The sequence below is a fragment of the Hyphomonas johnsonii MHS-2 genome (genome assembly GCF_000685275.1).
GTDB lineage: Bacteria > Pseudomonadota > Alphaproteobacteria > Caulobacterales > Hyphomonadaceae > Hyphomonas > Hyphomonas johnsonii.
This window is the reverse complement of sequence record NZ_ARYK01000007.1, coordinates 79,233-101,166: the sequence shown is the minus strand read 5'-3', so window position 1 is coordinate 101,166 and position 21,934 is coordinate 79,233. Positions and strand designations below refer to the sequence as shown.

The window sequence follows — 21,934 nt, the reverse complement described above, 5'->3', positions numbered from 1 at the left end:
TCATCGCAATCATGCGAATATATTCATGGAATATGGCGAGAATTTTCGATAACACTCCGGGATGGAAGAAAAAATTGATGATACGGACCGAATCCTGCTGCGCGCCCTGCAGGCAGACGGCACACAATCCCTCGAATCACTTGCCGAGCGGGCGGGCATCTCGACCAATACGTGCTGGCGGCGGGTTAAGCGGCTGGAGGAGAGTGGCCTGATCGCCCGGCGGGTCGCGCTGATCGATCCGGAAAAGCTGGGTCTCGGCCAGACGATCTTCGTGGCGATCCGCACCCGCGATCATTCGGCGGCCTGGCTGAAGCGGTTTGCGGACGCCGTGCGCACGATTCCGGAAGTCGTGGAGTTCTACCGCATGGCGGGCGAGGTCGACTATTTGCTGAAAGTGCAGGCGCGCAGCGTCCAGGACTATGACCGCGTCTACAAGGCGCTGATCTCGCGGGTCGACATTGCCGATGTCAGCGCGACATTCGCGATGGAATGCCTGAAGAACACGACCGAATTGCCGGTCTAGTTACGGCCGCGCAGCATGGCGGTCCGGGTGCGGCCGGGCACATGCAGCATGCGGTCAAGGCCGAGGCAGGCGGCCAGCGGTTCACCGTCAGGTGTCGTGTGGAGGCCGTCAGGGGCGCCGAGGTAGTCGGCAAGGGCACTGCGGGCCGCTTCGTCGATCGCCGCGTGGATGGTGCGGGCTGATACTTCCGTCAGCATGTGCGAGGTGCGGCAATTGACCTGTTCGGCAATCACCAGGTCGGTCGGTTCGCCGCCCATGCGCAGGGCCCGCCAGGCTGCCCGTTTGGCAGCAGGCCGGATCAGGATAGCGGCGGGCAGACCGTCATGCTTGGGCACGGCGAGCCAGAGCGACGTGATGCCGAGGTTGGCGTCCGGCGCGTTGTAGCGAACGGTATAGATCATGCCGTCAGGCACGGGCACCGTCGTCACGCGGACCGCCTGGCGCTGGTCCAGTTCCGCCAGCCATTCCGCGACGGCGTCGTCGCGGGCGTCGCGGGCACGCCGGGAATTGCCGGTGGCGAGCAGGGCGACGGCATGGTCGAGATGTGTCTGGGGGTCGGCCGGAAATCCGCCGGCCAATGCCGCGTCGTAATGGGCGACGGCCTTGCGGGCGGCGCCAGCGTCGAGCGCGGCCCGGGCGGCAACGAGATGGGCGTCGCGGATTTCAAACCGGTCGGGACAGGCGTCGATGAACGCCTCTGACGTGCGCAGCAGGTAGGCGGGGCTGGCTTCCTCGGTGGGCGATACCAGGGATTCCCGAAAGTTCGCCGCGTCCCGCAGGCCGCACGCCGCATCGACGCTTGCGGGGCCGGCAAGACCGGGCAGTGCCGTCAGTCCGGCGGTGATCGCCGCAGCGGCGAATTTGGGGCCGAGTCGTTTGATCCACATGGCGGATGCTCCTGGCAATCTGTCGGGCGCACCTCTCAGCCCTGGAAGAAGGCCCGCTCAATCGCCCACCAGAGGCCGATGGCCCCGATGGTGGCTGAAACGGGCCAGACCAGGAGCGGCCGGTAGAGCTGCATCTGCCCGGCCTGCCTGAGGACGCCCTTGAAGTAGACCGCCGCTGCAATTGCCATGCCGATGACGGCCAACTGGCCGAATTCAACGCCGATATTGAACCCGATCAGGGCCGGCCAGAAGACGCCCTGCGGCAGGCCGAGATCACTGAATGCGCCGGCAAAGCCCATGCCGTGGACCAGGCCGAAGCCGAATGCCAGCAAGGGCCGCCAGGCCTGCGTGTCAGCGAAGATGATGTTCTCGAGGGCGGCCCAGGCGATGGTCAACGCGATCAGCGGTTCGGCAAGCGAGGGCATCGGCGTGATCACGCCAGAGGCGGCAAGCCCAAGCGTGGCGGTATGGGCAATGGTAAACGCGGATATCTGGAACAGCAGCGGGCGCACCCGCTGGCTGGACAGGAACAGGGCCAGCACGAACAGGATATGGTCCACACCTTTCGGCAGGATGTGCTGGAATCCGATCCCGACATAGAAGGCCGCCGTGGCGGGGGCGGAACGATCAAATTCGGAGTCGTCTTCCGGCTCTTCAGCTGCCGGTGTCGGCGCTGCGGGCTGGGCCGTCTTGCTGTCGAGCCGGGCAAGTTCGCGGCAGAGCGCGGGATCCATGCCGCCGTCCGGGGTGCACAATTCGTCGGCCGGGTGGGCATGGGCAGGCGCGGCGGCGAGGCCAGTCAGGACAAGGAGGCACGCGCAGGCAGCCAACAGGCAGCGAAACTGCGCTGTCACGGCACCATGTCCAACAGGTCATGCGAAGCGAGCGGGCTGAGGCCGTGGCCTTTCTCCGGCCCGTGTACGGGAAGGGTGGCGATCAGGATGGCGATGCCGACCCCGGCGCCGAGGGCGAGGAAACTGCGCATCGGCGTTTCTTCCTTCAGGGGCTCCATCAGCGGGCCCGTGGCGACGTAGAGAAGCAGGCCCGCCGACAGCGCGAACAGCGCGCCGATGGTTTCCGGGCCGAGGCCATACATGAAGGGCGCCGATGCGATGACGCCGAGCGGCGTTGTGGCCGCAGCGGCCAAAAAGGCCAGGAGGAAGGCCTGCCGGTTGGCAAAGCCGTGCCGACGCAGGATGGCGAAGGCGATCACGCCCTCCGGAAACTTGTGCAGCAGCAGCGAGGCTGCCGCGTAAACACCCGACGAAAAGCTCGCCGCGAAGGTTACCGAATAGATGATGCCGTCGATGAAGGCATGCGTTGCGACAGCCATGACGGGCGTGATCGCGGCTGCCTGGCCGGCATCACCGCCCTCCGGGAAGACGGCGCGGACAAGGAAGCTCAGCATCAGCCCGCCCAGGAACCCGGTCAGGATCAGGGCCGGGGCATGCCGACTGAGCGCGAAGGCCTCCGGCGTGATGTGCAAAAGGCTGAGCGTTACCAGCATGCCGCCAGCCGCCAGGGCGAACAGGCCGGAATGGCGCTCGCTCCAGTCGCCGCGGGCAGCCACTGCGATCAGGCCGATCGAGGTCACGAACGCAGCAATCAAGGCAAAGAAAAGAGGGGCCTGCATGGATTGAAGCATGGTGGGGATGCGTGTCTCGCGAGGCCTTGCGGGGCCGAATTGGGGTCCTGGGGGCGACGCTGCGGCGATTGGTACCGAAGGGTCTTGTGAAAAAATGTTATATAGTCTCATTATGGGGATCGCGAGACATAATTTGCGGTTACTGCATTTTCCACACGCTGGCTTCAGGAGATTCCATGACCACGCTGATATCCCCAAGCGCGCTGTCGAGCGGCCTTGTTGCCCTGTTCGGTCTTGGCCTGACAGCGTGCGGCCCGGCGGCACCCACCCCTGAGGCAGCGGCACCGATCGCCGCCGTGGCAGAGTCACCGGTCGCCAGCGAGCCAGGCCCTGACAGCGGTACCGGCGAGATCCACGAGGCGCATGTGCACGGATCGGGCGACCTTGCCGTCACCGTGGACGGCGATGTGCTGACGGTCACGCTGGATGCGCCGCTGGCGAATTTCGGGCTTGGTGAATCCGATGCAGGCGCCCTGCAGATCAGCACGGGCATCGGCGACCACCTGGTCACTTTCACCGGCGCGGCAGGCTGCAAGGAAGGTGACCGGGACATCCAGACCCGCACCAATGGTGACCATGCTGCGCTGACGCTGACAGTGACATTTGCCTGCGCGAAACTTGCGGCGCTGGACGGTGTGCGGCTAAATGTTTTCAGTGAATTCCCCGGATTCCAGTCAGTGGATGCGGTATTCATCGGGCCTGACATGCAGACAGCATCGGTCCTGACCGCGGCCAATCCCGAACTTGCCGTCAACTGAAGCCAGGCCTGCGCGAATGACTGTACCTGCCATCGAGATTGAAGGGCTGCGCTTTGCCTGGGGCAAGCATGCGCCCGTGCTGGACATTCCGTCCTTCCATCTGGCCCGTGGCGAGCGCTTGTTCCTGCGCGGGCCGTCGGGCTCGGGCAAGTCGACCCTGCTCGGCATCATTGCGGGGGTGCTGGGCGCCAGCGCCGGGAGCGTGCGTGTGCTGGGTGAAGACATGACCGCCCTCAGCGGCGCGGCGCGCGACCGGATGCGGGCAGACCATCTCGGCGTCATCTTCCAGATGTTCAACCTGGTGCCGTACCTGTCTGTCACCGGAAACGTCACGCTGCCGCTGAAATTCTCCGCCATCCGCCGGCGGGCCGTCGGCAGCGATCCGGAGGCAGAGGCCGGGCGCTTGCTGGCACGCCTTGGCCTGACTGATCCGGCCCTGCTGGCGCGCCGCGTATCGGACCTGTCGGTCGGCCAGCAACAGCGCGTGGCCGCCGCCCGGGCGCTGATCGGCGCACCGGAAATCGTCATCGCGGACGAACCGACCTCTGCCGTCGACGCCGATGCGCGTGACCGGTTCATCGAACTGCTGTCGGAAGAGACGGCGCGGACGGGTGCAGCCCTGCTATTCGTCAGCCATGACGTTTCCCTGGCCCGCCTGTTCGACCGGGCCGTGGACCTCGCGGAGATCAACCGGGCCGGGGTCAGCGCATGAGTGCGATCCTCTCCCTTGCCTGGAAAAGCCTGCTGAATCGCAAGGGATCGGTGATCCTGACAATCGTTGCCGTGGCACTGTCGGTGGCCCTGTTCCTGGGCGTCGAGAAAGCACGGACGGGGGCGCGCGAAGGCTTTGGCAACACGATTTCCGGCACCGACCTGATCGTGGGCGCGCCGACAGGCACGGTGAACCTGCTGCTGTATTCCGTGTTCCGGATGGGCAATGCCACCGCGGAAGTGTCGTGGCCGACCTATCAGAAAATCGCCGCGCGCCCGGATATCGCCTGGGCAGTGCCGATTTCCCTTGGCGACAGCCATCGCGGGTTCCGCGTGCTTGGCACGGAGAATACCTATTTCGACTATTACAAATATGGCCGCAACCAGTCACTGGAACTGGCTGAAGGACACCGGCTCGACGACCTGTTCGATGCGGTGATCGGCGCCGATGTCGCGCGCGAGCTTGGTTACGGGATCGGCTCGCCATTGGTGCTCAGTCATGGGCTGGGCAAGGCGAATCTCGGCAGTGGTCACGAGAACAGGCCCTTCCGCGTAACCGGCGTCCTTGCGCCGACAGGCACACCGGTCGATCGCACGGTGCACGTCTCGCTGGAGGCGATAACGGCCATCCATGTCGGTTGGGAGACCGGCGCCAAGAACCCCCTGTCCGACACGATTACCGAAGAGATGATCCGGGGGTTCGACCTGACGCCGAAGACGGTCACTGCCCTGTTCGTCGGCCTGAAAAAGAAGGGCACGATCCTCACCACCCGCCGGGCGATCAATACCAACAAGGGCGAGCCGCTGATGGCGATCATCCCGAGCGCGGCGCTGGCCGAGCTGTGGAGCGTGACAGCCTTTGCCGAGCGCGCCCTGATGGCGGTGTCGGTGTTCGTGATCGCGGTGGGGCTGGTGTCGATCCTGACCTCGATCCTGTCCAGCCTCAATGAACGGCGTCGGGAGATGTCGATCCTGCGGGCGGTCGGTGCCCGGCCGGGGCATGTTTTCAGCCTGCTGGTGCTGGAAGCCGGCCTGGTCGGCTTTTTTGGGGCGCTGGCGGGTATCCTCGTCATCCACGCCGTGCTGGCCGTGGCGGGGCCAGTGATCGAGGCACGCTATGGCGTCTCGCTCGCCGGGACTGGGCCGGGCCTGACAGACCTCTACACACTGGTCGCGGTCACGCTGGCCGCGCTGCTGATCGGCATGGTGCCGGCCTGGACGGCCTTCCGCAGGTCGCTGGCGGATGGCCTGTCGGTGAAGCTGTGACACTTGGAACCGCTCAAACCTGTTGGCGCTGGCCCGCCGTCCCGCTTAGAAAGGTCACCATGAAACCGATCCTGATCCTCACTGCCGCCGCGCTGCTGGCGCTCCTTGCCGCCTGTGACCAGTCGGCGGCGCCGGAATCGTCGGCAGCTCCTGCCGCGGCTGCCGCGGTGACTGATGCGGGACCGAAGGTGGGCGACAAGATTGGCGAGAGCGAGGCCGAGAAGGCCGCGAAGGCGGCTGCCAGGAAGGCAGAGCGCCAGGCCTCGGTTGTGGCCAAGGCGATGGAAGAAGCCCGGATTGCAGCAGACCTCGAGGCGCGCGGCATTCGCAGTATCGGGTGGGAAGACCTGATGCCGGAAGGCGAGGAAGAGCGCCTCGCGCAGATGTACCAGTCGCAGATGGAATCGCTGTATTCGGGCTCGGCGATCGCCGAGGGGTCGGCCATGGACACCGCCATCCAGATCGGCACGTTCAACACGGTCGCCGCCCTGGACGGGCAGAAGATCCGCATCCCGGGTTATACCGTGCCGTTCGAATATGCATCGAAGGCCGAGATCACGCAGTTCCTGCTGGTGCCCTATTTCGGGGCCTGTATCCACGCGCCGCCACCGCCGCCGAACCAGACCATCTTTGTCGAGACGGTGAACCCGATCAAATTGAAGGACCTCGCCCAGGCCGTCTGGATCGAAGGTACGATCCACGCGAAGACGCAGGAATCCGATCTCGCCGATGCGGCCTATACAATCGAGATGACGTCGATCGAAAAGTACGAGTATTGACCGGATGATCCGGCCGGACGCCATCAGGGTTGTCGCCTGGGACTTTGACGGCGTGCTCAACCGGAACATCAGGGACGGCGTCTTCGCATGGTCGCGGAATTTCGAAGCCGACCTTGGCCTGTCCCTGGAGTCTTTCAGCCGTTTCCTGTTTCAGGGCCGGTTCCGTCAGGCGATGGTGGGGCAAGCCTGTCTGGTCGAACTCGTGCGGGAGTGGGCGCAATCCAACGGCGCAGCTGGCCGCGAACACGAAATCCTGGACTATTGGTTCACCCGCGACGCCCTGCATGATCCGGATGTGTTGCTGATGGTTGAGACGATGCGCCAGCGCGGCGTGGCGAATGTCATGGCCACGAACAACGAGATTCATCGCACGGCGTTCATCGAGTCGGTGATGGGCTTTGCCGACCACATGGAACGGATATTCGCGGCGGGGCGAATGGGCGTGGCCAAACCCGATCCGGGCTATTTCCGTCACATCGAGCAGGAACTGGGACTCCCGGGCGCGGAATTCCTTCTGGTCGATGACATGGTTGAAAATGTGGAGGCGGCTCGCGACCTCGGCTGGCAGGCCTTCCACTTCACGGAAGGCGCGCACCAGGCGTTGGCGGATGCCCTGAACCTGTAAAAAAGAGGGGCAGCCAACAAGGCTGCCCCTCTCCTAATCTACATTTCACTCTACTGCTCGCAAGGCTTAAGGAAAAAGTCCTAACGCTTTACGAACCTCGCAGAGGCGGCCTATTTGGCGCCTTTTGCAAGCAGGTTGCGGATTTCCTCAAGCAGGACTTCCTGGCGCGGCGGCTCGGCCGGCGCAGCCTCTTCCTTCTTTTTCATCGAATTCATGCCCTTGATGATCATGAACATCACGAACGCGACGATGATGAACGAGATCAGCGCGCTGAGGAATGCGCCAATGTCGACGATCGCAGCCGGTGTCGTCACTTCGCCGGCGGCATCCACGACGGCAGGGGAAATTGTGTAGGTCAGCGCGGCCAGGTCGATGCCGCCCATGATCGGTGCCAGGATCGGCAGAAACACGCCCTGGATGAAAGCCGTGACGACGGTCGCGAATGCGCCGCCCATGACAAAGCCGACGGCCATGTCGACAAGATTGCCCTTCATGGCAAATTCTTTGAATTCCTTGAGCATTGAATACCCCTCCTAATGTTTGTTATCCCACACGCCAGTAAAAATGATTCCTACTATTCGATTTGAGGGTCAAGCAGGTTCAACAGCAAGGGGAGTCCTTCGGAATACGCCCTAACGGGCTTCGGGATCTTCGCCGCCATTGACGCGCGCGCGCAATTCCTTGCCGGCCTTGAAGAAGGGGACAGACTTCGCCGGCACCTTGACCGGTTCTCCCGTGCGTGGATTGCGCCCCTTGCGGGCATTGCGCTGGCGCACGGAAAAGGCCCCGAAGCCGCGCAGTTCCACGCGATCGCCGCGGGCCAGGGCGCCGCCGATCTCGTCAAGGATGACATTGACGACGCGCTCAAGGTCTTCCTGCCGGAGATGGCTGTATTCCGAGGCGAGCTTTGCGATGAGTTCAGACTTAAGCATGTGTTTGTTATTAAACGCATTTGCGGCGGGAGCCTAGGCCCCCGCCGCAAACATTTCGTCGAATTTAGGAAGCTCGATTCCCGGGCTCTCAGGCCTGGTTCATGAACTCCTCGGCCTGGGCCTTCCAGCCGTCGCGTTCCATGCGGCCCTGGAAGCTGAGCTCTTCTTCAAGCTCGCTGACCTGGGCCTCGCTGAGAGCAGCGATCTGCCAGAAGTGGAAGATGCCCGCTTCGTGGAGCTTCTTCTCGAACGCCGGACCGACGCCCTTGATCTGCTTCAGATCGTCGGCATCCCCCTGAGGGGCAGCCAGGCGGCCGCGTTCGTCCATCGCCTTGGCGTCACCAGCAGCAGGTGCTGCTGCCTTGGCTTTCGGCTCCGGCTTGGTCTCGGCCTTCGCGTCGGGCTTGCCGACCGACGAGGAGGCGAGCGCAGCGCCGAGGATATCGCCCAGCGAAGCACCGGCATCAGCCGAACCGTACTGTGCGACGGCATCTGCTTCTTCGGCAATCTCGAGTGCCTTGATCGACAGCGTCACGCGGCGCGAGCCACGGTCGACTGTGAGGATCTTGGCGTCGACCTTGTCGCCGACCGCAAAGCGTTCGGGACGTTGGTCTGCCCGGTCGCGGCTGAGGTCGGAGCGGCGGATGAAGGATTTCATCGCCGGGGAGCCGAACTCGACTTCGACGCCGCCCGAGGTGATCTCGGTGACGGTGCAGGTGACGATCGAGCCACGCTTGAGGCCGGTGCTGCCATCGGCAGGGGCCGCAATCGGGTCGCCGCTGAGCTGCTTGATGCCGAGCGAGATGCGTTCCTTGTCGATATCGACGTCGAGGACGCGGGCCTTGACCATGTCGCCCTTGGTGAAGCCTTCAATGGCCTGCTCGCCGGACTTGTCCCAAGCGATGTCATTGATGTGCACCATGCCGTCAAGATCGGGGCCGAGGCCCACGAACAGGCCGAACTCGGTGATGCCGCGGACTTCACCCTCGATTTCAGAACCGACCGGGTGTTCGGCGATGAAGGCATTCCACGGATTGTCCATGGTCTGCTTCAGGCCGAGCGAGATGCGGCGCTTGTCGCTGTCGACATCCAGCACTTCCACGTCGACTTCCTGGGTCGTCGAGAGGATCTTGCCAGGGTGGACGTTCTTCTTGGTCCAGCTCATTTCGGAGACGTGGATCAGGCCTTCAACGCCGTCTTCCAGTTCAACGAACGCACCATAGTCGGTGATGTTCGTGACCTGGCCCTTGAGCCGTGCGCCGACCGGGTAACGCGAGTCGATGCCGTCCCACGGGTCGGAACCGAGCTGCTTCATGCCGAGCGAGATACGCTGGGTTTCAGGGTTGATCTTGACGATCTGCACTTCGACTTCCTGGCCGACTTCAACAACCTGCGACGGGTGGTTGATGCGCTTCCAGCTCATGTCGGTGACGTGCAGCAGGCCATCGATGCCGCCGAGGTCCACGAACGCACCGTAATCGGTGATGTTCTTGACGATACCTGTGCGGACGTCGCCTTCCTTCATGTCCGAGACGATCTCGGCGCGCTGTTCGGCGCGGCTCTCTTCGAGGATCGCACGACGCGAGACAACGATGTTGCCGCGTGTACGGTCGAGCTTGAGGATGGCGAACGGCTGGATTTCACCCATGAGCGGACCGACGTCGCGGACCGGGCGGATATCCACTTGCGAACCCGGCAGGAACGCGTTGACACCGCCGAGGTCGACCGTGAAGCCGCCTTTGACGCGTCCGGAAATGGCGCCTTTGACAGGCTCTTCCTTGGCAAAGCTGCGCTCGAGCTTGATCCAGCGCTCTTCGCGGCGGGCCTTGTCGCGCGAAAGGACAGCGTCGCCGAGGGCGTTCTCGATCCGGTCGAGATAGACATCAATGATGTCGCCGGCCTTGGGCTGCTCGTCTTCGAGGGCAAATTCCTTGGTCGGAATACGGCCTTCGGTCTTCAGGCCGATATCGACCAGGACGTTTTCGTTCTCGATGCCGATCACGGTGGCCGGGATAACCTGGCCTTCCTTCATCGCGCCCGCCGCAGCGGACGATTCGAACATCGCGGCGAAATCGTCGGTTGTTGGGTTCATTTTTTCAGTCATTGTCTCTCCGGGGACGGGGCGAACGGTTCAAGGCGGGCGTGCACCATTGCAGCCCGCGTCGGAACGACCCGTTAAAGTGGTCTGTCATCTTCAGAGCGGCACCATCTGTTTGGATTTGAGCCCTTGTGAGGCCCCTCAGACGGTCTTTCCACGGGCGAGAACGGCCTCAACGGCTGCGATCGCCTTCTCCACTGCGGCGTCTATAGTCAGATCAGTCGTATCGATCAAGACAGCATCTGCCGCAATCGTTGCCGGGGCATCCTTGCGCAACTGGTCGCGTTCGTCACGAATACGCAGATGCCGGATGACATCTTCGAGTGTCAGGCCAGGCTCAGTCGCAACCAGTTCCTTCCAGCGCCGGAAGCCGCGCTGTTCGACATTGGCGTCGATCCAGAGCTTCACGTCGGCGTCCGGTGCGATGACAGTGCCGATATCCCGGCCGTCGAGCAGGGCCCCGCCGGGCTGGGTGGCAAACGCCCGTTGCAGGTTGAAAAGCGCCCGGCGCACGTCCGGAATGGCCGCAACCTTGCTCGCCGCCTTGCCCGCCTCGCCCGTGCGAAGCTCTGAATCCCGGAATTTGGAGAGATCGAGCGAAGTGGCGATGGCCGCCAGGCCTGCGGAGTCGTCCAGCGCGACGCCCTGGTTCAGGGCGGCGACGGCGGTGGCCCGGTACAGGCAGCCGGTGTCCATGTGCGGCAGCGCATATTTCGCGGCGAGGCGCGTTGCGATGGTGCCTTTTCCCGAGGCCGTGGTTCCGTCGATGGCGATGATCATGCCGGCCTCTCGGATATGTCAGCTCCCAGGGACGCCATGTGGGAAAGGAAGTCCGGGTAGCTGGTGGCGATCATCGAGATGTCGTCGACGCTGACGGGCTGTTGCGCAGCGGTGCCGAGGACCAGGGCGCTCATGGCGATGCGGTGGTCGTGGCGGGTCTCGACGAGGCCGCCGCCGGGGGGAGGGCCGCCGCAACCCTGTACGGTGAAACCGTCCTCACGCTCTTCGGCCTCGACGCCATTGGCGCGCAGCATGTCGACCACGGCCTTCACCCGGTCGGTTTCCTTGACGCGCAATTCCTCAGCGCCGGTGACGCGGGTCTCGCCGGTGGCAAAGGCGGCGATCACGGCGAGGATCGGGAATTCGTCGATCATCGAGGCGACGAGGCGTTCGGGCACGTTGCGGCCGATCAGGGCGGCAGAGCCGGACTGGATGTCGATCAGGCGCTCGCCAGCCGCATCGCCGGTGTCTTCGGCGCCAAGGCGTGCGCCCATCAGTTCGGCAAGGTCGAAGAAGCCGGACCGGGTCGGGTTGGACATCACGCCTTCGACCAGGACATTGCCATCCGGCGAGATCAGGCCGGCGGCGATCAGGAAGGCGGCGGACGACGGATCGCCCGGAATGGCGGCCTCGATGGCGCTGAGCGGCTGGCGGCCGGGAAGCGAGATCGTGCGCGCCTGGCCGTCGCCCCGCTTGACGGCGACCTCGGCGCCAAACCCGCGCAACATGCGTTCGGTATGGTCACGGGTCGGCCTGGCTTCCTCGACAATTGTCGTGCCGTGCGCATTGAGGCCGGCGAGCATGACGGCCGACTTGACCTGCGCGGAGGCCTGCGGCGGGGCGTAGGTGATGGCCTTCAGGGCGTTCGTGCCGGTGAGACGGAAGGGCAGGCGGCCGTGGGGCTCGGCCGTGTCGGCAAGGCCCATCAGGCGCAGCGGGGCCAGGATGCGATTCATTGGCCGGGCGCTGAGGCTTTCGTCGCCGACGAGGTCGACCGTCAGGTCGTAGCCGGCCATCAGGCCCATCATCAGGCGCGAGCCGGTGCCGGAATTGCCGAAATCGAGCGGGGCGGCGGGCGAGGACAGCCCGCGCGGGCCGGTGCCGGTAACCTCCCACTGGCCGGGCCCGATGCGGGTGACAGTGGCGCCCAGCGCCTGCATGGCCGTGCCGGTGCGCAGTACATCGTCGCCTTCCAGCAGTCCCGTGAAGTGGCTCGTTCCGGCCGCGATTCCGCCCAGGATCAGGGCCCGGTGGCTGCACGACTTGTCGCCGGGCGCACGGATAACGCCTTTCAGGCGACTGACGGGGTGGCTGGTCCAGACCATGAGCAAATTCCGTTTGGGTGTTTTCAGCGTGAATTCGGGCTTTGACAGCGCGCGGCGTTCATGGCAAGCGCCCGCCCAGACCAAAATCATTGAAACCCGGAGGGAGCCGCCCCGTGTCGAAAGACAAACTCGGAACCAAGCAAGTCTGCCCAGACTGCGAAGCCCGCTTCTACGACCTCCACAAACGCCCGGCTGTCTGCCCCAAGTGCGGCAACGAGTTCGACCCCGAAGACGAAGTCATCAAGACCACGATCACCAAGGTGAAAGCCAAGGCTGCCCGTGCCGCCGTCAAGTCCGACGATGACGATGATGACGACGATGAAGACGACGAGGTCGCTGCCAAAGGCAAGGGCAAAGGCAAGGGCGACGATGACGACGACATCGACGACGATGACGAAGACGAAATCGACGACGAGGAAGACGCCAAGGAACTGGGCGGCGACGCAGCCGAAGTCATCCTGGAAGGCGCTGTCGACGATGACGAGGAAGAAGCGACAGGAACCAAGGTTCCCGCCGGCTTTACCGAAGAAGGCGTTGATGACGACGATGACGACGAAGACGATGTCGTTCTTCCGGACGATGATGACGCGTTCGATCTCGATGATGACGATGACGACGACGACGATCCGCTCGTGCTCGACGATGATGAAGATTAGGGCTTGAAAGGCGCGGTCTGCGCGTCTACTTCTCGCCTTCCCTGATCAGGGGCCATAGCTCAGTTGGGAGAGCGCTTGCATGGCATGCAAGAGGTCGTCGGTTCGATTCCGTCTGGCTCCACCATTCTTCCCTGATTTCAGCAGGGTCCGAATCGGGACCGCTGGACCCCGCCTGAGGCAGGGTCAGGGCAGTTTCCGGCCCATGCCACAGCCGCCTGTTAACCGCCGATGTGGCTGGTTTAGCGTCACTATTATGTGAACATTGTCTCACTTCCGCCGCATCCCGGCGCTTGAAGCGGCCACATTGCTCCCCCATTTTAAACGTGAACGAAGGGTCCGCCCCCTGAGGCAAGCAACCGGTTCCGGCGTTCGGTGTATCTGTCTTGTGACGGAAAGGAATGGAATGATGACGACTGAACTGAAAACGAACCCGTTTGAAAGCGAAGCCTTTGTCTACATCCGCCACCTGGATGCAGACGAATTGCAAAGCCTGCTGCCACCCAACGCAGTAGGCCAGATCAATGACCCCGACGAACTGTTCGTGGTCCTGTCGGCCGACGGGGTTCGCCTCGCCGTTGTCGAGGGGCGGGACGCGGCCGTTGCCGCGGCCCTGGCCAATGATCTCAAACCGCTGAGCGTGCACTGACGCACGGGCGGCAAACGCCGCCCTCTTGCTTTTCCCCGGATTGAAGTTGACACTCACGTCAACATTGATCCGGGGAGGACGCAGGCATGAAGTTCCAAGTCAGATTGGCAGTGGGATGCGCAGCGCTTGCGCTCGCCGCCTGTGGGCCGAAGGACGCCGCCATACCCGGCGACGCGACGCCCGGGCTGCCGGGCGTGCTGTCGGCGGAAGGCGATTTCGGATCGACCCTCCAGCTTGCGCTGATCGAGGCGAAGCCGGGTGACACGATCCGCCTGCCGGAAGGCATTTTCATGCTGGATACCGGCCTGTCGCTGGATGTTGACGGCGTCACCGTCCTCGGCGCCGGGCAGGACAAGACAATCCTCGACTTTTCCGGCCAGACCGGTGCGGGCGAAGGCCTGCTGGTGACCGCTGACGATGTCACACTGATGGCGTTCGCCATTCGTGACACCAGGGGTGACGGGATCAAGTCAAAAGGGTCCGACCGGATCACCTATCGCGACCTGACGGTCGACTGGCCGGGCGAACCGGACGAGGAGAACGGCGCCTATGGCGTCTACCCGGTCGAATCGGAAGACGTGCTGATCGAGAACGTGACCGTTCGCGGCGCATCCGACGCCGGCATCTATGTCGGCCAGTCGCACAATATCATCGTGCGCAACTCGATTGCCGAATACAATGTCGCCGGGATCGAGATCGAGAATTCCACCAATGCCGACGTCTATGGCAACGTGGCGCGCGACAATGCCGGCGGCATCCTGGTGTTCGACCTGCCGGACCTGCCAATGGTCGGCGGGCATTCGACACGCATCTTCAACAACCAGATCGTCCACAACAACACGCGGAACTTCGCGCCGGTGGGCAATATCGTGGCTGGTGTGCCGTCGGGTACGGGTGTCATCGTCCTCGCCAACAGGAACGTGCATGTGTTCGACAATGATTTCGCCGACAATCGCACGGCGCATGTGCTGCTGACGGCCTATGGCGAGCCCTTCACGGACGCGCGCTACAACCCGTTGCCGCGCGATATCGTGGTGCGCAACAATCGCTGGACCGGTGGCGGCGAAGACCCGCAGGGAGACCTGACGGCGGTCGCGCAGGCGTTAGGCGGAACGTTGCCCGCGATCGTCACCGATGGCGTCACGAAATGGCCGGGCGCCGAAGCGGCACGGGTGAACATCGTTGTCGACGAAGACCCGGCTGTCGGCTTCCTCAATCTCGGTGTCGGCGCCTACCCGCTGGATCCGGCGACGCTTGCGCCCAGCACGGATCGGCCGCGCGGCCTGGCAGTGGCCGAGCCTGGCGCGGTCAAGCTGCCACAGGATGCCGGAGCCGAATGAAGCAGTTTGCGTGTCTTGCGGCAGCGCTCGTCCTGCTCGCGGCCTGCGGAGCCAGGGGCGGCGAAGCGGCGCGCAGCCCAGGCCCCGACCTGTCGGTCGTGCTTGCGGAGACGCCCGCGCCGACCCTTGCAGACTACGGATTCTTCAAGGATGCCGCAGCCGAAAAGCCGGCGGACGGCGTGGTTGCCTATGACCTGATCAATCCGCTGTTTTCAGACCATGCCCTCAAGCACCGGTTCGTTTTCGTGCCTCAAGGCCGGACGGCTGCCTATTCCGATACGGCCGCGATGGACTTTCCCGTCGGTACGGCCCTGATCAAGACGTTTGCGTTCGCGCCAGACCTGCGCACGCCCGAGGTGGGCCAGTACAAGGTGGAGACGCGTGTCCTTATCCGGAAGGAAGACGGCTGGGCGGCCTTTCCCTACGCCTGGAACGCGGCGGGCACCGTGGCGACCTATGCGCCGACCGGTGGGACACGGAAGGTCTCTGTCACCACCGCGGCCGGCGCGTCGCTTGTGATCGACTATGCCATCCCCAACAAGAACCAGTGCAAGACCTGCCACCAGGACGGCGAGGCGGTGCTGCCGATCGGGCCCAAGGCACGCAACCTGAACCATGACGGCCCGGCCGGTGTGAACCAGCTGGTGGACTGGCGCGCGCGCGGCATGCTGGACGGCTTGCCCGGTCATCCGCCCGTCGCCCCGGCCATCCATGACGTCCGCCTGCCGGTCGCAGACCGGGCCAGGGCCTATCTCGACATCAATTGCGGTCATTGCCACAAGGCGACCGGGTCGGCGTCGAATTCCGGCCTGTGGCTCGATTCAGGTGAAACGTCGCCGGTGCATATCGGTGTCGGCAAGCACCCGACGGCAGCCGGACGCGGGGCGGGCGACAGCCTTTACGTCATCGCGCCCGGCGCGCCGGACCAGTCGATCATGGTCTACCGGATGGCGTCGACCGAGCCGGGCGTGGCCATGCCGGAACTCGGCCGCACCGTCGTCGACGAGGACGGCGTGGCGCTGGTGCGCGAATGGATCGCCAGCATGGACGCGGCAGAATTGCCGTGAGCCGGCAGACGCTGTAAAGCCGCGTCATGACGATACAGATTCTCGTGGATGCAGATGCCTGCCCGGTGAAGGACGAGGTCTATCGCGTTGCGATCCGCCACGGCGTGCCGGTCACCATCGTCGCCAATTCCTATATCCGCATTCCCGAACACAGGCTGATCTCGCGCCAGATCGTCAGCGACAGCTTCGATGCAGCCGATGACTGGATCGCCGAACAGGCGGATGCCGACGCGGTGGTGATCACGGCGGATATCCTGCTGGCCGACCGCTGCCTGAAGGCGGGCGCACGGGTGATCGGGTCGACGGGCAAGCCGTTCACCGATGATTCCATCGGTGCGGCAGTGGCGACGCGGGCCATCCTGGCCGACCTGCGCGTCGGCATCAGCGAAACAGGAGCGCCGCGCGGCGGCGGTCCGGCACCCTTCACCAAGGCCGACCGGTCGCGCTTCCTGTCGGCGCTGGACGAGGCACTGGTCGCGCTGAAGCGGGGCCGCTGAGCGCCTTGCGCTGCGTCGGCCTTCTTGCGAAGACGGACGCGCATGTGCGCCGGCCCGGCGCCCCAGACCCGGAGAGCACTTGAGCCAGCCATCCATCCGTTTCGAGATCCGTGAGCCGTTTGGCGAGATCATTCTCAACAAGCCCGACAAGCGCAATGCCCTGTCAGTCGACATGTGGGCGGCGATCCCTGAACTGATCGAACGCGCCGTGGCGGCCGAGACCGTCAAGATCGTGCTCATCCATGGTGGGGACGCGGGCGCGTTCGCCGCCGGGGCCGATATTTCCGAATTTCCGACCATCTATTCGACACCGGAAAGCGCCGCCGCAGCAGGCGAGACGATCGAGGCCGCACTTGGCGCGGTCGAGACCTGCCCGAAGCCGGTCATCGCCGCCATCGAAGGCGCCTGTGTCGGCGGTGGCACGAGCCTCGCCATGGCGGCCGACCTGCGCGTGGCAGGCGAAACGGCGCGCTTTGGCATCACCCCGGCCAAGCTCGGCATCGTCTATCCCGTGGGCGACACGCGGCGCCTCGTGGCCGCGATGGGCGCGGCCCGGGCCAAGGATGTCCTGCTGACGGGGCGGATATTTGACGCGGCCGAGGCGGCGACACTCGGCCTGCTGAACCGGACGGTTCCTGCGGGCAGCGCGCTGGCCGGCGCCCGTGAACTGGGAGAGGCCATCGCGGCCAATTCGCAATGGTCTGCCCGCGCGATCAAGCAGATGGTCGCGGGCGTCACGGCCGGATGGGACGAGACCAGCGCCGAGGCGCAGGCCCTGTTCCTCGCCGGTTTTGCCAGCGAGGACTTCAAGGAAGGCTATACCGCCTTCCTCGAAAAGCGCCCGGCGAGATTCACCTTCAAATGATGACGAGCCATGACAGTCTTGCGACCGGCTTTGCCGCGTTGCGCGCCTTGAAGCCGGGCCCTGCGCGGCTCTACCTGGCCGGATGCAGCGGCGAGCCCGCCGGGCTGTTCGACGTCATGGGCGCCGAACCGGACCTGGCCCGCGACCTGACATTCGTGGGGGTGCCGGTGCCCGGCATCAACCAGATCGACTGGACCAGCCTTCATGCAAGTGCGCGGGCGGAAATGCCGTTCATGTATGGCGCCATGCGTGCCGGGTTCGAGGCTGGCAGGATCCAGTTGCGCCCGATGCATTACAGCGACAGTTTCCGGCAGATCCAGGCCGGGCCGATTGACCTTGGCGTCGTCATGGTGTCGCCGCCGGACGCCGATGGCCGGGTCAGTCTCGGCCTGTCTGCGGATTTTTCGGGTGCGGTTCTGGCGCGTCCGGACATTCCGGTCATGGCGATCATCAACCCGCGCATGCCGGCACCTGCCGATGCACCGCGCGTGGCGTTGACCCGCTTCGCTGTCGTGGTCGCGGACGACACGCCGCTGGTCGGCCTCGCGGAAACGGCGCTGCCGCCGGTATTCGCGCAGATCGGCGAGCAGATTGCGGATCTGGTCGCAGGCAAGGCCGCCTGCCTCCAGTTCGGGATCGGCAACGTGCAGCAGGCCGTGCTGAAGGCCCTGTCCGAGGCGGGCGGGCCGGCGAACCTGCGGATTCATTCCGGCCTTGTGACCGATCCGGTCCTCGGCCTGATCGATGCGGGCCGCGTCGTCGATGCGCCGGGCGCGATCCTGACCGGCGTCGCCGTGGGCACCGACGAACTCTACCAGCGGGTCGCGCGCGACCACCGCTTCAGGTTCCGCGGCGTCGACATCACCCACGGCATCGACGTGCTGTCCGGCATTCCGGATTTCGTGGCGATCAATTCGGTGCTCGAGGTCGACCTGTTCGGGCAGGCGAATGCGGAATTCCTGAAGGGGCGGCAGGTATCGGGGATCGGAGGTCTCGCGAACTTCCTGCGCGGGGCAGCGGCGTCGCAGGGCGGCATGCCGGTCGTGGCGCTGCCGTCGTCGGCGGCGAAGGGGCGGGTGAGCCGGATCGTGCCCCGGCTCGGCCCGGATGCTGTCAGCGTGCCGCGCTCTGACATTGCCTGGGTGGTGACAGAGCATGGCGCGGTCAACCTGCGCGGTGCGAGCCTTGATTCCCGCGCGGAGAGGCTGATCTCGATTGCCGACCCGGCTCACCGGGACAGCCTGGCCAATGCCTGGGCGGAGATGCGGGCCGGGTTCTAGAGGTTGAGCTGGGTCTGCGTGGTCAGGCTGACCAGCTTGCCGTCAACCGTTTCCACCCGTGTCTGCCAGACCTGCAGGCGCCGGCCGACACTGATGGGCAGGGCCGTGGCACGCAGGACCGTGCCGGTTGGTGCCGCTGAAATGAGGTTGGTCTTGCTCTCAGTCGTGGTCGTGCCCTTGGCGCCGTCCGGCAGGTTCAGGAAGGCGGCAACGGCGCCCGCGCAATCGGCCAGCGTCATCAGGAAGCCGCCATGCGCGATGCCGCCCGCCGTGCACTTGTCAGCCTCGACGGTAACCTCGGCGACCACCTTGTCCTTCGTGGCCTCGACCATTCTGAGGCCGATCATGCCGGCAAACGGCATGGAGGCAATGATGGCCTGCATGGGATCCCTGGTCATGGCTTGCACTCCTTCGGCAAGGTCTCAGGCTACCTGCTGACGGGGAAGGCGGTCAAACCGGAAATCTGCCGGAACGTGCCACCGACAGCGATCATTTGCCCTTAACGCCTGTCATGCTAAAGCGCTGCGGATGAACGGTATCACACTCCACAAGGGCGACCTGCCCGCGAACATCGATTTCGGGGCCATCGTGGCCATCGACACCGAAGCCATGGGCCTGAACCCGATGCGTGACCATCTCACGCTGGTCCAGCTGTCGGCCGGCGACGGCACGGCGCACATTGTCCAGCTCGGGCGCGATTTCAACTGCCCGAACCTGAAGGCTCTGCTGTCCGATCCGAAAGTGATCAAGCTGTTCCATTTTGCCCGGTTTGACGTGGCGATGATCAAGCGCTGGCTCGGCGTGGACTGTGCGCCCATCTGGTGCACCAAGATCGCCTCGAAACTCGCCCGCACCTATACCGATCGGCATGGCCTGAAGGATGTCGCGCGCGAAATTGCCGGGATCGATCTCTCGAAAGCCCAGCAAAGCTCCGACTGGGGCGCGGCGGACCTGACAGATGCCCAGCTGCAATATGCGGCCTCCGACGTCTTCTACCTGCACACGATCAAGGCCGGGCTGGAAGCGATCCTGGTCCGCGAAGGCCGGCTGCAGCTTGCCGAGGCGTGTTTCGCCTTCCTTCCGACCCGTGCGGCGCTGGACCTTGCCGGATGGGCCGAACAGGACATTTTCGCTCATAGCTGACACAAGTGTCATGTGCTGGGCGCTTTTGTTTCGGGTCTATCGCGGGTAAACACAGGCTGTAACACCTGTCACAGGCCGCCATCACCATCATGGACGCAGTCAAGCATCACGACCCGGCATCGCTCTGGGTTCCGCGTCGGCAGATGACGCTGGCGCAGGCGCGCAAGCGCTCGGAGATCGTGCGGATATTGCGGGTCCTGTTCATGGCCGGCGCAGCCATTTCGATCGGCTTTTTTGTCGGCTACCTGATCAAGAGCGCCATTACCCGGGACGCTGTCCCGGTGGAGATTTCAGGTGATGCCGTCATCACCATGCTGAATCCGCGGTTTGCCGGCCGCGATTCGACCGGCCAGAGCTTCACGATCACGGCCGCATCGGCCCGGCGCAAGCCGCTGTTGGATAATGCGGTCGACCTGGTCAATCCGGTGCTGCGGGACGCGGCAGGCAGCGAAGTGCGCGCCCCGCGGGGCATGTACGACCGGGATGCCGGCATTCTCGAACTCTATGATGACGTGCATATCAGCGACATGTCGGGATATTCCTTCAGCACGGCCGGTGCCCGCGTGCATGTCGGCAAGGACTGGGTCGAAGGCCTTTCGCCGCTTCAGGGCAAGGGACCGCTCGGCGACATAAAATCGGATTCCTACGAGATTCTAGAGGGTGGCAACCGCGTGGTGTTTGAGGGTAATGTCAAAACAGTGATTTACCCGGTGCAGCCTGATGCACCGGAAACCGTTGAAGGTGATGCAGATGGCAATCCTTAAATATTTCGGCGCCGCGCTGGCGGTGTCCGTCTTGGGCGCGCCTGCGCTGGCACAGATATCGTCCGAAGGCGGCCCCATCTATATTGATTCCGAGCGCACCGAGAGCCTCGAGAAAGAGCGCAAGGTGCTGCTGATCGGCAATGTCGACATCCAGCAGGGCACCGCCCGCCTGAGGGCCGATACGGTGACAATCATCTTTGCCGGCAAGTCCGGCGCCGGGTCCACCGGCATCGGTGCCGGGTTCGGCCAGATCCAGACCATGCTGGCCGAGGGCAATGTCTTCTATGTGACGCCGGAACTGAAGGCCAAGGGTGACCGCGGCGTGTATGATGCCAAGATCGACACGATCACGATGACAGGCCATGTCGCCCTGTTGCGCGAACGGGATGTGGCCGAAGGTGAAACCCTGCGAATGGAGATCGGCAACCGCCGGACAACGCTCGATGGAGGCAACGGCCGGACCCGCATGGTGATCGAACCGGACCGGGAAACGGCCTCGAACTGAAAAATTCAAGCAAAGCCGTGAAGCCGATCTTAAGTATGTCAGGCTATGCCTTTGGCGGGGCGGTGACATTGCCCGCAAACTGGGACAAATTCGTGAGATGAGTGAAGTGGCCGAAGGCCTTGTCGTTGAGAATATTGCCAAATCCTTTGGCAAACGACAGGTGGTGCGCGACGTCTCCTTGTCCCTGCAGCGCGGGGAAGTTGTCGGCCTGCTTGGACCCAACGGGGCCGGCAAGACGACCTGCTTTTACATGATCATGGGCCTGATTGGTGCAGATTCCGGTTCGATCTCGATCGACGGCGAAGATGTGACCCGCCTGCCCATGTACCAGCGCGCACGCCTCGGCGTGGGCTATCTTCCCCAGGAAGCCTCGATTTTCCGTGGCATGAGCGTGGAAGAAAATGTGATGGCCGTGGCGGAACTGGTCGAAAAGGACCGGTCAGCCCGCATGGCACAGGTCGACAGCCTGCTCAGCGAACTGCATGTGGAACATCTGCGCGGCCAGGCGGCCACGTCCCTTTCGGGGGGTGAACGTCGCCGGGTCGAGATTGCACGTGCACTCGCCTCCCGTCCGAGCTTCATGCTTCTGGACGAACCGTTCACCGGCATTGACCCACTCGCCATCTCCGACATTTCCGAACTTGTCCGCTATCTGAAGCAGCGTGGCCTGGGCGTCCTGATTACGGACCACCAGGTGCGCGAAACGCTGCAGATCGTCGACCGGGCCTATGTGATGTATGATGGCGAAGTCCTGTTCAACGGCACACCTGAAGACGTGCTGAAGAACGAGGAAGTACGCCGGGTCTATCTGGGTGAACAGTTCGCCGCTTAATCTAACAGGG

25 protein-coding genes, 1 tRNA gene and 1 pseudogene are annotated in these 21,934 nt (G+C 64.1%); 18 read left to right on the top strand and 9 right to left on the bottom strand.

Features of this window, described 5'->3' with window-relative positions; all coding sequences use genetic code 11:
• Positions 1–61 precede the first annotated feature (61 nt).
• A complete protein-coding gene (locus tag HJO_RS14045; RefSeq protein ID WP_035617982.1) occupies positions 62–523 on the top strand; it encodes an Lrp/AsnC family transcriptional regulator in 462 nt (153 codons plus the stop codon).
• Here HJO_RS14045 and HJO_RS14040 read toward each other — a convergent pair.
• The 3 genes from HJO_RS14040 to HJO_RS14030 are packed head-to-tail and all read right to left on the bottom strand — an operon-like array spanning position 520 to position 3,043.
• Positions 520–1,410 carry a hypothetical protein gene (locus tag HJO_RS14040; RefSeq protein WP_035617980.1) on the bottom strand — a complete coding sequence of 297 codons (891 nt, stop codon included), beginning with the start codon at positions 1,408–1,410 and terminating at the stop codon, positions 520–522. The two genes, HJO_RS14045 and HJO_RS14040, sit on opposite strands and share 4 nt — an antisense overlap.
• Before the next feature lie 35 nt (positions 1,411–1,445).
• Positions 1,446–2,264 (bottom strand): HupE/UreJ family protein, encoded by an 819-nt coding sequence (locus tag HJO_RS14035; RefSeq protein WP_051618636.1) that lies wholly within the window; start codon positions 2,262–2,264, stop codon positions 1,446–1,448.
• Complete coding sequence (locus tag HJO_RS14030; RefSeq protein ID WP_051618635.1) at positions 2,261–3,043, bottom strand: ZIP family metal transporter; 783 nt, start codon at positions 3,041–3,043, stop codon at positions 2,261–2,263. Before HJO_RS14030 ends, HJO_RS14035 begins: the two co-directional genes overlap by 4 nt.
• Before the next feature lie 188 nt (positions 3,044–3,231).
• Here HJO_RS14030 and HJO_RS14025 point away from each other — a divergent pair, with 188 nt between their 5' ends.
• From HJO_RS14025 to HJO_RS14005, 5 genes are read left to right on the top strand one after another with little or no spacing between them, the layout of a single operon-like run.
• The gene (locus tag HJO_RS14025; RefSeq protein WP_035617978.1) at positions 3,232–3,813 is read left to right on the top strand and encodes a ZrgA family zinc uptake protein; all 582 of its coding nucleotides are present in this window, start codon (positions 3,232–3,234) and stop codon (positions 3,811–3,813) included.
• A 16-nt stretch (positions 3,814–3,829) separates the two neighbouring features.
• On the top strand, positions 3,830–4,525 hold the full coding sequence (locus HJO_RS14020) for an ABC transporter ATP-binding protein (RefSeq protein ID WP_035617976.1): 696 nt from the start codon (positions 3,830–3,832) through the stop codon (positions 4,523–4,525).
• A complete protein-coding gene (locus HJO_RS14015; protein ID WP_035617974.1) occupies positions 4,522–5,790 on the top strand; it encodes an ABC transporter permease in 1,269 nt (422 codons plus the stop codon). The genes HJO_RS14020 and HJO_RS14015 overlap by 4 nt, the downstream gene beginning before the upstream one ends.
• Before the next feature lie 59 nt (positions 5,791–5,849).
• A complete protein-coding gene (locus HJO_RS14010; RefSeq protein WP_035617973.1) occupies positions 5,850–6,569 on the top strand; it encodes a DUF3299 domain-containing protein in 720 nt (239 codons plus the stop codon).
• 4 nt (positions 6,570–6,573) lie between these two features.
• Complete coding sequence (locus tag HJO_RS14005) at positions 6,574–7,194, top strand: HAD-IA family hydrolase (protein WP_035617971.1); 621 nt, start codon at positions 6,574–6,576, stop codon at positions 7,192–7,194.
• A gap of 110 nt (positions 7,195–7,304) precedes the next feature.
• Here HJO_RS14005 and mscL read toward each other — a convergent pair whose 3' ends face one another.
• The 5 genes and pseudogenes from mscL to aroA form a co-directional block, all read right to left on the bottom strand.
• Entirely contained in the window at positions 7,305–7,715 is a 411-nt protein-coding gene (gene mscL, locus HJO_RS14000; RefSeq protein ID WP_035617969.1) for a large conductance mechanosensitive channel protein MscL, read from the bottom strand.
• A 111-nt stretch (positions 7,716–7,826) separates the two neighbouring features.
• A complete protein-coding gene (locus HJO_RS13995) occupies positions 7,827–8,126 on the bottom strand; it encodes an integration host factor subunit beta (RefSeq protein WP_035617967.1) in 300 nt (99 codons plus the stop codon).
• A 424-nt stretch (positions 8,127–8,550) separates the two neighbouring features.
• A pseudogene (gene rpsA, locus HJO_RS13990) lies at positions 8,551–10,230 on the bottom strand (30S ribosomal protein S1); the annotation flags it as partial.
• Between the two features lie 135 nt (positions 10,231–10,365).
• Positions 10,366–11,004: a (d)CMP kinase gene (cmk, locus tag HJO_RS13985; protein ID WP_035617963.1), complete on the bottom strand. Its 639-nt coding sequence runs from the start codon at positions 11,002–11,004 to the stop codon at positions 10,366–10,368.
• The gene (gene aroA / locus HJO_RS13980; protein ID WP_035618110.1) at positions 11,001–12,329 is read right to left on the bottom strand and encodes a 3-phosphoshikimate 1-carboxyvinyltransferase; all 1,329 of its coding nucleotides are present in this window, start codon (positions 12,327–12,329) and stop codon (positions 11,001–11,003) included. Before aroA ends, cmk begins: the two co-directional genes overlap by 4 nt.
• 113 nt (positions 12,330–12,442) lie before the next feature.
• On the opposite strand from aroA, the gene HJO_RS13975 reads away from it, so the two are divergent.
• From HJO_RS13975 to HJO_RS13940, 8 genes are all read left to right on the top strand, one after another.
• Positions 12,443–12,985 carry a TIGR02300 family protein gene (locus tag HJO_RS13975; RefSeq protein ID WP_035617961.1) on the top strand — a complete coding sequence of 181 codons (543 nt, stop codon included), beginning with the start codon at positions 12,443–12,445 and terminating at the stop codon, positions 12,983–12,985.
• A 48-nt stretch (positions 12,986–13,033) separates the two neighbouring features.
• Positions 13,034–13,109, top strand: a tRNA-Ala gene (locus tag HJO_RS13970).
• Positions 13,110–13,388: 279 nt separating this feature from the next.
• Positions 13,389–13,631, top strand: coding sequence for a DUF1150 family protein (locus HJO_RS13965; protein ID WP_051618634.1), 243 nt, complete (start codon positions 13,389–13,391; stop codon positions 13,629–13,631).
• Positions 13,632–13,717: 86 nt separating this feature from the next.
• Entirely contained in the window at positions 13,718–14,971 is a 1,254-nt protein-coding gene (locus HJO_RS13960) for a parallel beta-helix domain-containing protein (RefSeq protein WP_035617959.1), read from the top strand.
• Positions 14,968–16,038, top strand: a complete 1,071-nt coding sequence (locus HJO_RS13955) for an SO2930 family diheme c-type cytochrome (RefSeq protein ID WP_035617957.1) — start codon at positions 14,968–14,970, stop codon at positions 16,036–16,038. Before HJO_RS13960 ends, HJO_RS13955 begins: the two co-directional genes overlap by 4 nt.
• Positions 16,039–16,070: 32 nt before the next feature.
• Positions 16,071–16,535, top strand: coding sequence for a YaiI/YqxD family protein (locus HJO_RS13950; protein ID WP_035618105.1), 465 nt, complete (start codon positions 16,071–16,073; stop codon positions 16,533–16,535).
• A 79-nt stretch (positions 16,536–16,614) separates the two neighbouring features.
• Positions 16,615–17,400, top strand: coding sequence for an enoyl-CoA hydratase/isomerase family protein (locus HJO_RS13945; protein ID WP_051618633.1), 786 nt, complete (start codon positions 16,615–16,617; stop codon positions 17,398–17,400).
• The gene (locus tag HJO_RS13940) at positions 17,397–18,680 is read left to right on the top strand and encodes an acetyl-CoA hydrolase/transferase family protein (RefSeq protein ID WP_051618632.1); all 1,284 of its coding nucleotides are present in this window, start codon (positions 17,397–17,399) and stop codon (positions 18,678–18,680) included. Before HJO_RS13945 ends, HJO_RS13940 begins: the two co-directional genes overlap by 4 nt.
• Here the strand turns inward: HJO_RS13940 and HJO_RS13935 are convergent.
• Complete coding sequence (locus HJO_RS13935; RefSeq protein ID WP_035617956.1) at positions 18,677–19,078, bottom strand: PaaI family thioesterase; 402 nt, start codon at positions 19,076–19,078, stop codon at positions 18,677–18,679. The genes HJO_RS13940 and HJO_RS13935 overlap by 4 nt on opposite strands.
• A gap of 130 nt (positions 19,079–19,208) precedes the next feature.
• Here HJO_RS13935 and HJO_RS13930 point away from each other — a divergent pair, with 130 nt between their 5' ends.
• The 4 genes from HJO_RS13930 to lptB all read left to right on the top strand — a co-directional run bounded on the left by HJO_RS13930 (position 19,209) and on the right by lptB (position 21,924).
• Positions 19,209–19,823, top strand: coding sequence for a ribonuclease D (locus HJO_RS13930; RefSeq protein ID WP_035617954.1), 615 nt, complete (start codon positions 19,209–19,211; stop codon positions 19,821–19,823).
• Between the two features lie 89 nt (positions 19,824–19,912).
• Positions 19,913–20,587, top strand: a complete 675-nt coding sequence (locus HJO_RS13925; RefSeq protein ID WP_051618631.1) for a hypothetical protein — start codon at positions 19,913–19,915, stop codon at positions 20,585–20,587.
• The gene (locus tag HJO_RS13920; RefSeq protein ID WP_035618094.1) at positions 20,574–21,092 is read left to right on the top strand and encodes an LptA/OstA family protein; all 519 of its coding nucleotides are present in this window, start codon (positions 20,574–20,576) and stop codon (positions 21,090–21,092) included. The genes HJO_RS13925 and HJO_RS13920 overlap by 14 nt, the downstream gene beginning before the upstream one ends.
• Before the next feature lie 97 nt (positions 21,093–21,189).
• Positions 21,190–21,924 carry an LPS export ABC transporter ATP-binding protein gene (gene lptB, locus HJO_RS13915; protein ID WP_051618630.1) on the top strand — a complete coding sequence of 245 codons (735 nt, stop codon included), beginning with the start codon at positions 21,190–21,192 and terminating at the stop codon, positions 21,922–21,924.
• Positions 21,925–21,934: the final 10 nt, after the last annotated feature.

Coding starts and splice junctions, on each gene's coding strand:
- aroA (WP_035618110.1), bottom strand. CDS start 12,329: ATGGTCTGGACCAGCCACCCCGTCAGTCGCCTGAAAGGCGTTATCCGT.
- mscL (WP_035617969.1), bottom strand. CDS start 7,715: ATGCTCAAGGAATTCAAAGAATTTGCCATGAAGGGCAATCTTGTCGAC.
- HJO_RS14020 (WP_035617976.1), top strand. CDS start 3,830: ATGACTGTACCTGCCATCGAGATTGAAGGGCTGCGCTTTGCCTGGGGC.
- HJO_RS14040 (WP_035617980.1), bottom strand. CDS start 1,410: ATGTGGATCAAACGACTCGGCCCCAAATTCGCCGCTGCGGCGATCACC.
- HJO_RS13920 (WP_035618094.1), top strand. CDS start 20,574: ATGGCAATCCTTAAATATTTCGGCGCCGCGCTGGCGGTGTCCGTCTTG.
- HJO_RS13960 (WP_035617959.1), top strand. CDS start 13,718: ATGAAGTTCCAAGTCAGATTGGCAGTGGGATGCGCAGCGCTTGCGCTC.
- HJO_RS14030 (WP_051618635.1), bottom strand. CDS start 3,043: ATGCAGGCCCCTCTTTTCTTTGCCTTGATTGCTGCGTTCGTGACCTCG.
- lptB (WP_051618630.1), top strand. CDS start 21,190: ATGAGTGAAGTGGCCGAAGGCCTTGTCGTTGAGAATATTGCCAAATCC.
- HJO_RS14045 (WP_035617982.1), top strand. CDS start 62: ATGGAAGAAAAAATTGATGATACGGACCGAATCCTGCTGCGCGCCCTG.
- HJO_RS13925 (WP_051618631.1), top strand. CDS start 19,913: ATGGACGCAGTCAAGCATCACGACCCGGCATCGCTCTGGGTTCCGCGT.
- cmk (WP_035617963.1), bottom strand. CDS start 11,004: ATGATCATCGCCATCGACGGAACCACGGCCTCGGGAAAAGGCACCATC.
- HJO_RS14010 (WP_035617973.1), top strand. CDS start 5,850: ATGAAACCGATCCTGATCCTCACTGCCGCCGCGCTGCTGGCGCTCCTT.
- HJO_RS14015 (WP_035617974.1), top strand. CDS start 4,522: ATGAGTGCGATCCTCTCCCTTGCCTGGAAAAGCCTGCTGAATCGCAAG.
- HJO_RS13935 (WP_035617956.1), bottom strand. CDS start 19,078: ATGACCAGGGATCCCATGCAGGCCATCATTGCCTCCATGCCGTTTGCC.
- HJO_RS13940 (WP_051618632.1), top strand. CDS start 17,397: ATGATGACGAGCCATGACAGTCTTGCGACCGGCTTTGCCGCGTTGCGC.
- HJO_RS13995 (WP_035617967.1), bottom strand. CDS start 8,126: ATGCTTAAGTCTGAACTCATCGCAAAGCTCGCCTCGGAATACAGCCAT.
- HJO_RS13965 (WP_051618634.1), top strand. CDS start 13,389: ATGATGACGACTGAACTGAAAACGAACCCGTTTGAAAGCGAAGCCTTT.
- HJO_RS14005 (WP_035617971.1), top strand. CDS start 6,574: ATGATCCGGCCGGACGCCATCAGGGTTGTCGCCTGGGACTTTGACGGC.
- HJO_RS13930 (WP_035617954.1), top strand. CDS start 19,209: ATGAACGGTATCACACTCCACAAGGGCGACCTGCCCGCGAACATCGAT.
- HJO_RS14025 (WP_035617978.1), top strand. CDS start 3,232: ATGACCACGCTGATATCCCCAAGCGCGCTGTCGAGCGGCCTTGTTGCC.
- HJO_RS13955 (WP_035617957.1), top strand. CDS start 14,968: ATGAAGCAGTTTGCGTGTCTTGCGGCAGCGCTCGTCCTGCTCGCGGCC.